The 9,692-nt window shown below is 55.5% G+C and carries 6 protein-coding genes and 1 tRNA gene; 6 read left to right on the top strand and 1 reads right to left on the bottom strand.

The genetic code is table 11. The annotated features are described in order from the left end of the window. Nucleotides 1-1,341: 1,341 nt before the first annotated feature. Nucleotides 1,342-1,417, bottom strand: a tRNA-Glu gene (locus tag Q7U71_00180). Nucleotides 1,418-1,576: 159 nt separating this feature from the next. Between Q7U71_00180 and Q7U71_00175 the strand changes: the two genes are divergently transcribed. The 6 genes from Q7U71_00175 to Q7U71_00150 all read left to right on the top strand — a co-directional run. Continuing rightward, on the top strand, nt 1,577-2,008 hold the full coding sequence (locus tag Q7U71_00175) for a hypothetical protein (protein ID MDO9390177.1): 432 nt from the start codon (nt 1,577-1,579) through the stop codon (nt 2,006-2,008). 289 nt (nt 2,009-2,297) lie between these two features. Further along, nucleotides 2,298-3,395, top strand: coding sequence for an efflux RND transporter periplasmic adaptor subunit (locus tag Q7U71_00170; protein MDO9390176.1), 1,098 nt, complete (start codon nt 2,298-2,300; stop codon nt 3,393-3,395). Nucleotides 3,396-3,590: 195 nt separating this feature from the next. Then, entirely contained in the window at nt 3,591-6,695 is a 3,105-nt protein-coding gene (locus Q7U71_00165; GenBank protein MDO9390175.1) for an efflux RND transporter permease subunit, read from the top strand. Nucleotides 6,696-7,182: 487 nt separating this feature from the next. Then, complete coding sequence (locus Q7U71_00160) at nt 7,183-8,427, top strand: TolC family protein (protein MDO9390174.1); 1,245 nt, start codon at nt 7,183-7,185, stop codon at nt 8,425-8,427. Between the two features lies 1 nt (nt 8,428). Then, the gene (locus Q7U71_00155) at nt 8,429-9,436 is read left to right on the top strand and encodes an efflux RND transporter periplasmic adaptor subunit (protein ID MDO9390173.1); all 1,008 of its coding nucleotides are present in this window, start codon (nt 8,429-8,431) and stop codon (nt 9,434-9,436) included. A 3-nt stretch (nt 9,437-9,439) separates the two neighbouring features. Then, nucleotides 9,440-9,692, top strand: a 253-nt coding sequence (locus Q7U71_00150; GenBank protein ID MDO9390172.1) for an ATP-binding cassette domain-containing protein, incomplete at its 3' end; no start/stop codon positions are given.

The following is a 9,692-nucleotide window of genomic DNA, read 5'->3' as shown; positions in this document are numbered from 1 at the left end:
ATGTTGATAAGGTTTTTATTGAACGCGGAGAAAGTGCTAAAACAATAAACAGGACAGAGCTAACCAAACTTTTAGAATACGCAGCAAAAAACGCAAAGGATATTGATTACCTAATTATATATAAAGTTGATCGCTTATCACGGAATGTGGCTGATTGTGCGAGCCTTTTTAATTTACTCCGTAGCTTGGGTATTGAACTAAAATCAGTCACAGAAAAGATTGATGAAACACCGATGGGCAAGCTTATGAAGCATATGATGGCTTCATTTGCCCAATTTGACAACGATGTTAGGAGTGAACGAACTTCGGATGGAATGAAGCAAGCGGTCAGGGGAGGGCGGTGGTGTTGGCGGACGCCGATAGGCTATAAGCCGTCCAGGGATCATTTAGGCAAACCCATGATAGTCCCCTCCGAGCAATGCGATTTGGTTAAAGAGGCATTTGCGATGGCGGAGTCTGGGATTTATTCGCAAACGGAAATAGTCAAAAAGCTTTATTCAAAAGGGCTAAAAATATCAAATCAAACCCTTCATAAAACTTTAACAAACCCCCTTTATGCCGGGTTTATTAAAGTTAAGTGGTTCCCTGAATATTTCGATGGTTTACACACACCGCTAGTCTCTCGGGATACTTTTTACAAGGTACAGCAATACACGCATGGTGACAAAACGGCTGTTATCCCCAAGCTACGAAATCATCCGGACTTTCCTTTAAGGAATTTTATCAGATGCCCTCAATGTGATCAAAAATTAACAGGCAGTTGGTCATCGGGCAAAACGAAAAAGTATCCTTATTACCATTGTCCAACAAAAGGGTGTACCCTCAACCTCCGCAAAGAAATAGTGGAGGGGGCTTTTTATGACCATCTAAAGAGCATACAGCCAAAGGATGACATTATAAATCTGTTCGAATGCATAGTGCTTGATATATGGCGGGAGAAAAAAGAAACAAGGTTCAAGGATGAGGGGCGGTTAAGGGATGATCTAAGTAAACTGGGACATACAAAAGAGAAATTGATAGAATTAGTTGTTAAGGGTGTTATGGCTGAAGAGACTTATAGAGAAAAGGCAGCAGAGGTGGAACGGGACATATTAAGTAAAAAAAATGAGCTCACCGCTGTTAACGGTGAACTCACTGATATAGAACCCTGTTTAACCTATTGCAAGGAATTTTTAAGCAATATAGCCGAGTTATGGGCCGGGGCTGCTCTAGACCTAAAGCAAAGGTTCCAAAACCTTATATTTCCGGGCAAGGTTTACATCCAGGGGGGAATTGTTCGAACACCTGAATTGTCTTTGGTGTTCAATTACTTGCAAAGTCCGGTTGCCCTTAAATCAAACATGGTAGCGCTACGGGGAATCGAACCCCGGTTTGATGGCTGAGAACCATCCGTCCTAGGCCACTAGACGATAGCGCCACGAAGACCTATATTTTATAACATTATGCCCCAAAAGTCAATAAGCTCTTTTGCCCTTGTAATTATTGCCGTTTGGGTGTATACTTACCTTAAGACGGCGGCCATTCAACCAAGAAAAAGCCGCGATTGTCAGTAATCCATAAGTACTGTGAGCCCAAAATGATGAAAAGTTTTAAAAAGGACAGCAAATTCGGCAAGAAGCCTTTCGGCCGGCCGGACAGGCCCAGCGGAGGCGGCTTCAGCCGGCCTTCCGGCGGACGTCCCGCCTTTGACAAGCAGATGCACCCGGCGGTCTGCGACGAATGCGGCACCAACTGCGAAGTGCCCTTCAAGCCCACCGGGGGCAAGCCCATTTACTGCCGCGACTGCTTCCGCAAGATGGAAGGCCAGGAAGAACGGGCCCCCAGCCGCCCCGGCCAGTTCCGCCCGGGCAGGTTCTCCGGACCCTCCCGTCCAGACAGTTTCCGCCGGCCAGAATCGGCCGCCGGAGCCAGCCCGGAGCAGTTCCGGAAAGAGCTGGACCAGATAAACGTCAAGCTGGACCAGATATTGAAGGCCCTGGAAGGCATCGAAGTAGAGGACGAGGAATAAACGAACCCTGGAAAAAGCGACCGTGGCGAAAGCTCCGGTCGCTTTTTTTATGCCATTATTATTTACCTCTTGGCCGTTAAGGGTTAAACCTTTTGCTCCAAAAGGTTGTCTAATCTTTTTTTGGGCACTAAAGAGGCGAAACCCTTTCTTGACAACCCGCCCGGCAAAGGATATAATCAAAGGCTGGATCGGGAAAAAATAGCCGGTCAACAATGCTTTTCCCCGGATTGAAACCCCTCCAAGACCCCGGCAGCAACAATAACAGGAACCTGATAATTCCGAATTAATTATGAAGATCAAACGCAATCACCTGATCATGGCGGGAGGCATCCTGGCGGTGCTGGCCGCTTTTACCATTTTCCGGGTCATTTCCAGCGCCAAGTCGGCGGCCTCGCGGCGGCAGAATGTCCCCATCGTCCGGGTGGAATCTCCCCGGCGGGAGACGGTGCAGTACACCCTGCAATACACCGGGGATGTGGTCGCCAACCAGCAGGCCACCATAGTGGCCAGGATCAGCGGAGCATTGGAGCGGGTAGAGGCCAGCCTGGGTTCCTGGGTGGAGCAGGGCCAGCTGCTGGCGGTGATAGACTCGGCCGAGGTATTCCAGCAGGCCCAGCAGGCGGCGGCGTCATTCTTTACCGCCCGCTCCGAGCATGAAAGGGCGGTGAAACTTTTAGAACAGAGCCTGCTTTCCCGGCAGGAGTTCGACAATGCCGAGGCCCAGATGAAGATGGCCCAGGCCAATTACGAACTGGCCAAAGCCAGGCTGGGGTATGCCCGGGTGACCGCGCCTTTCGGCGGTTATATCACCAAGCGGTTCTTTGATCCCGGGGCCCAGGTCAGCGCCGGCAGCACCAGCCTGTTCACCCTGATGGACCTGAGCCGGGTGAAAGTGGCCGTCGACCTGCTGGAGAAGGATGTGCCGCTGGTGTCCATCGGACAGAAGACCCTGGTCACCGCCGACGCCCTGCCGGATAAAAGCTGCCAGGGCAGCGTGGGCCGCCTGAGCCAGGCGATAGATCCGGCCACCCGCACCATGCGGGCCGAGATCCTGGTACCCAACCCCGGCGGCCAACTAAAGCCCGGGATGTACGCCACGGTCACCATCGTGCTGAAAGAGAATGCCAGCGCCGTTACCGTGCCTTCCCAGGCGGTGCTGTCCGACAACCAGGCCAAGTATGTCTTTGTCCTGGACAAAGACTCCGCCAGGCGGATAGTGGTAATTACCGGCCGGGACCAGGGCGCGATGACCGAGATCACCGCAGGGCTGAACGGATCGGAGCAGGTCATCACCACCGGCCAGCAGTATGTGAAGGACGGCGGCCCGGTCACGGTACAGCCGGAGGCCGATCCACAGCAGCCTAAACCATCAGGGAAAAAGAAATAGATTTTTTATTAAAGTGTTTAACAAACGGGCACCATTTTTATTAGGAATCCATGAAACCATGAACAATAAACAATGAACAAAGAAAATCTCGATAGTTTCATGCCTTCCGCTCCTACGCTTTGCTTCGGCGCACAGGCTGGTTTCCAAATATAATCATTCCGATTTTTTTGCAATAATTTTAGGAAGATACTCGTTATGTGGCTTACCAGGCTGGCCCTCAAATATCCCATCTCCACTTTTCTCTTTGCCGTCACCATCCTGGTGCTGGGGCTGGTCTCCCTTTCGCAGCTGCCCATCGATCTGCTGCCGGACATCAGCATCCCCACGGTCACCGTCTCCACCTCCTATCCCGGGGCCAGCCCGCTGGACATGGAGCAGACCGTGACCACGGCCATCGAGCGGGCTGTCAGCTCGGTCAGCAACGTGGACTACATCCAGTCCACCACCCGGGAGGGCAGCTCCCAGGTGCGGATCAACTTCAACTGGGGCACCAACACCGACGTGGCCATGGTGGATGTGATCCAGAGGGTGAACCGGGCCCAGCGGAGGCTGCCGGACGGCGTCTCCCTGCCCACCGTCCAGCGCTTTGACGTCACCTCGCAGGCGGTCTGCAACATCGTGGTCTTCGGAGACCTGGACGAGCGCGACCTCTACGACCTGTCCCTCAATGTCATCGAGCCCCAGATCGAGCACCTGCCGGGGGTGGCCTCGGCCCCGGTTTCGGGCGGCCGGGTGCGGGAGATCCACGTTACTCTGGACCGCAACCGGCTTCAGGCCTTGCAGATTCCGGTGCAGGCGGTGCTGACCGCCATCGCCAACGCCAACGTGATCGTGCCCTCGGGCGACATCAAGTCCGGCCCCTTCGACTATTCCCTTAAGACCGAGAGCCGTTTCAACCTGGTCCAGCCGATGGAGAACATCGTGGTCAAGACCGTGGGCGGGGTGCCGGTCCGGATCCGGGCCGTCGGCAGAGTGGAGGACAGCTATGAGGAGCAGACCCAGCTCACCCGGATCAATGGCCAGCCAGGGCTGATACTGAGGATCCAGAAACTGGCCAACGCCAACACCGTGGCGGTGGTGGACAACGTCAAGCGGGCCATGCCCAAGCTGACCGGGATCCCGGCCACCGTCAAAATGTCATTGACCGGGGACCAGTCGCGGTACATCCGCCAGACCATCGACGGGCTGGCCCGGGAGGCCCTGCTGGGGGCCCTGCTGGCCATGCTGATCATCCTGCTGTTCCTGCGCAACATCAAGGGGACGCTGATCGTGGTGACGGCCATCCCCCTGTCGATCCTGATCACCTTCATCATGTTCCGGTTCGGCAACGTCACCCTGAACATCATGACCTTCGGCGGGCTGGCCCTGGCGGTGGGCCGGCTGGTGGACGACTCCATCGTGGAGCTGGAGGCCATCTCCCGCCACTACAACCTGCGGATCCCCGGCCAAAGCAAGATCCAGGCCACCCTGGAGGCGGCCCAGGAAGTGGCGGCCCCGATCCTGGTTTCCACCCTGACCACGGTCATCGTCTTTCTGCCGGTGGTCTTTCTATCCGGGGTGGCCAAGCTGCTGTTCGTTCCCCTGACCATCACCATCGCGGTGGCCCTGTTCGGCTCGTTCTTCGTGTCCCGCACCGTGACGCCGCTGATGTGCCTGAAATACCTGCCGCCGGAGGCCCCGCTGGAACGGGACTCCTCCAAATTGTGGGAAAGGGTCAAGGTCAAGGCCCATGACTGGATCGAGAAGCTCGACGACTGGTATGAGGCCAGGCTGCGCTGGACCCTGGGCCACCGCCGGAAGATAATTTTGGGGATCTCCGGGGCGGCTCTTTTGTCCGGACTATTGCTGTTCTTCATCGGATCGGAATTCTTTCCGGACCAGGACGAGAGCCAGATGAGCGTTTCGGTGCGGCTGCCGGTGGGCTCGCGCACCGAGCAGACCGACACGGTGGTGGCCGGCATCGAAAAGACCCTGCAGGAGACCGTCCCCGAGATCGAGACCATGATCTCGGAGATGGGGGCCCCGCCCGGCGGCGGCGGCGGCCGGAACTCGGGCAGCCACGCGGCCGGGATCCAGATAACCCTGAAACCGCCCCATGCCCGCCGGCGCTCGGTGTTCCAGATCATCAAGGACATCCGTCCCCGGCTGATGAAGACCTCCGGAGCCACGGTATTCCTGAGCCAGGGCGGCTTCCTGCGCTTCCTGCTGAATTTCGGAGCCGGGGCGCCGATCGACGTGGAGGTCCAGGGATTTGACCTGGCCGCCGGTTCCAAGCTGGCAGCCGAGGTGGCGGAGGTCGTCCGGTCGGTGCCGGGGGCCACCGACGTCCAGGTCAGCCGGGAGGACAACCTGCCCGAACTGCGGGTGAAGATCGACCGGGACAAGGCCGGGGTGCTGGGGGTCAGCGTTTCCGACATTGCCAATACCATCAATACCTGCATGGGCGGCACGGTGGCCTCGCTGTATACCGACCCGGTCACCGGGAATTCCTACAACATTTTGGTGCGGCTGGACGAACGCTTCCGTTCCAGTCCCGGCGACCTGGCCAGGATAATAGTGCCCGGGGCCGGCGGACAGCCGGTGCTTTTGGGCAGCGTGGCCACCGTGACCCGGACCCTGGCCCCGGTCCAGATCACCCGCAAGAACCAGGAGCGGCTGGTCAACGTCACCGCCAACGTCTCCGGCCGTTCGCTGGGGGCCGTAGCCGGGGACATCAACCGCAGGCTGGCCAAGCTGGCGGTGCCGGCCGGGTTCACCGTCAAACTCAAGGGCAACGTGGAGCAGCAACAGAAGACCTTCCGCGACCTGATGCTGGCCTTCCTGCTGGCTATCCTGCTGGTCTACGTGGTGATGGCCTCGCAGTTCCAGTCGCTGCTGGATCCGTTCATCATCATGTTCACCGTGCCGCTGGGCATCGTCGGCGTCTTCTGGACGCTGTTTCTGACCGGCACCACCCTGTCGGTGACCTCGTTCCAGGGCATCATCGTGATGGTCGGGATCGTGGTCAGCAACGGCATCCTGCTGGTGGACTATACCAACCACCTGAGGCAGAAGGGGGTGGAGCTGCACCAGGCGGTGATCAGGGCCGGGCGCACCCGGCTGAAGCCGATCCTTATGACCACCCTGACCACCGTCATCGGCCTGATACCGATGGCCATCGGTTTGGGCGGCGAGTCCACCCAGGCCCCGCTGGCCATTGCGGTGATCGGCGGCCTGACGGTGTCCACCGCCCTGACCCTGTTCTTCGTGCCGGCGCTTTATACGGTGTTCGAGCAGAGGTTCAAGCGGGAAGCCGAATAACACCGATGAAGATAGTCTAAATAAAAAGAGGACTGAAGATAACTTCAGTCCTCTTTTATATGGCTGATTATCGTCCTGCAGGTCTGAACCGTGATCTGTGAATACAAAGGCTATATCCACATCCCAGATATTAGGAAGAAAATTGTAGTCAAAAAGGTAGAATAATCGAATTACCCCACTCCACCGCTCACAGCCCCGTCTCATAATGTGAAGGACCTTTTTATTACCCTGAGGTTGTCAAATTGGTAGATTCATTATTAACCATAACAAAGGAAAACCAACCTATGAATACTCCTTTTCAATCGAAGCAAATTATGCTACAATCACGATTTACTTTAAACCTTTACGGCCCGGATAAAGTCTAATCCTGTAAGTACCAAACCAGTGCACGGCCTTCTACGGCTATTTATTCCCTCCGGTGAGGGTAATGCCGGCAGAGGGTCTTGTTTAATGACGTTGATAATGCAGAAATGTATGAGGTAATCAAATGACGGGTAAAACAAAGATAGCGGGGTTATTCTTTCTGCTTGTGCTTAGTTCCACTGTCCAAGGGGTGACGCTCGGTTGGGACGACATTGTTGTCCTCGCCAAGACCCATAACCAGGATCTAAAGAATGCCGAACTATCCATCAAACAGGCGGAGATCGAGTATTCCAAGGCGGCTACCAACCTGTACCCAAAGCTGTCCACTTCGGCAGGGTATTCACTGTCGGGGGGGGATGAAGGGGGCACATCAGACGCCTATGCCCTGGGGATTTCCGGAAGCCTCCCGGTATTCTCGGGATTCAGCGACGTCACTGAGCTCCAGATTCAGAAGGTTAATAAGGCGATCGAGCGGGAGAATTACTTCCGGACATATTCAGACGTGCTGTACGGTTTAAAAACCAGCTATATTAACCTGCTAACAACCCAGGAAATGCTGGCCTTGTGGCAGAATATCCAGAAACAGCGGACGGATAATTATAACTTGGTCAAGCTGAAATACCAGGCGGGTAGGGAGGACAGGGGGGCGATGCTACGGATGGAAGCCGATAAGCTCCAGGCCGACTATGAGCTGGCCAACGCCAAGCGGGACAGCATTTCGGCGATGCTGGAATTGATGAGGAACATTGGCATCGGTGCCAGCGATACGTTTACTGTAACAGGTAGTCTGGTGGTCGATAGTCTGCCCTCTATGGCATCCGGTGATTCCGTGCTCGGTACCGTCCCGGAGTACCGCTTATCGAAGTACAAGCTGGAATCGACGAAGTTAAAAATCCGCCAGGCGAAGAGCGGATATTATCCCGATGTATCACTGTCCAGCGGCTACAGTATGCGCGGATCGACCTTCCCGCCGGATTATGGGGGGTGGAACGTCGGTTTGAGCCTGTCCTATCCCCTCACTGGAAGCCTGACGAACAAATACCAAGTGAACACCGCTCGGAACAGCATGGCGATGTCGGAACATACCTTCGAGAAAACCGCGTTGACGATCAATGCCTCGATTCAGTCAGCTCGAAACGACTTGCTTCGGGCCGTGGAGAACATTATCATCAACGAAAAGTACCTGGCAGCCTCGAAGGAACAGTCGCTAATCACTTCCCGGAAGTATATGAATGGATTGGCTACCTACACCGAATGGTATTCGGTTGAGACTGATTATGTGAACGCCAAGAAAAACATGCTGTCATCCCGGAAAAATGCGATCCTGTTACGAGCGAAATTAGCAAATATTATGGGCGAAGGAGAATAACGTGAAAAAGGTGCTGCTATGGGTGGGGATCATCTTGGGTGTCGTGATAATCATCCTGTCGGTGCGGGCTGTCTGGAAATATCAGCAGGCCAAGCGCACCATCGAGGCGGCGGTCTGCCTGCCCACCAGGGGCGATATTGCGTTCGAGTTTAAGGTCAACGGTTCGGTTGAGCCTAGGAACCAGCTTGACATCAACTCCCAAGTGGCCGGACGGATCGAGCAGATCATGGTCAACGAGGGCGACCGGGTCAACAAAGGCGCGATTATTGCCTGGGTAAGTTCGACCGACCGGGCGACAATCCTGGACGCCGTCAACTCCGCCGACGAGAAGGATAAGGCTTACTGGGAGGCGGCCTACAAGCCCACGCCCATTGTAGCTCCGCTAAGCGGGTTCATAATTTCGCGGGGCAAGGAACCGGGGCAGACGGTGTCCTCCAGCGATCCCATCTTGGTTATGGCCGATCGGCTGATCATCGAGGCCAATGTTGACGAGACTGATCTGCGGCATATCAAGTTGCGCCAGCAGGTCGAGATCGTGCTGGACGCCTATCCAGATGCCTCTTACCAAGGCACCATCGAGCACATCGCATACCAGTCCGAGGTGATCAACAACGTTACCGTATACAAGGTAAAGATCCAGCCGCTGAAAGTCCCGGAGGTGTTCCGGGCCGGTATGACGGCCACCGTCAATGTTGTCATTAGCAAAAAGACCAACGCTTTGCTGCTGCCGATCGATGCAGTTAAAGGGCCGGATGGAAGGAAGATGGTCAAGGTGAAGACCGGAAGCCCCAAGGTTAAACTCAGATGGAGCGGACTCATGCCCCTTGCCAATTTTAAGATTAGGCAGGTGCAGACCGGTATTGACGATGGAAAGAACATCGAGATCCTCTCAGGGCTGTCGGAAGGCGACACGGTGGTATTGGCTGTTAATGGTACCGCGGCATCAGATCCTGCTGCCCGGAGAAACTCGACTACCACGCCTGGCCTAATGGGACCGCGAGGGCACTAAGCGATGAATATTATTGAATTGCGTGATATCACCAAGGTCTACCAGATGGGCAAGGTGGAAGTCTCGGCCCTCGATGGGGTAAGCTTGGATATCGCCGCCGGCGACTTCGTGGCAATCATGGGGGCCTCCGGCAGCGGCAAATCAACCCTGCTGCATAATCTGGGACTATTGGACCGGCCGACCAGTGGCACATATCACCTGATGGGCCGGGAGACCTCACGGTTGGACGACGGCGAGTTGGCTTCCATCCGCAACA

It is taken from the genome of bacterium, from assembly GCA_030655055.1.
Taxonomy (GTDB): domain Bacteria; phylum Edwardsbacteria; class AC1; order AC1; family EtOH8; genus UBA5202.
Note: the sequence above shows the minus strand (reverse complement) of the source record. Positions and strands in the feature narration are given on the sequence as shown.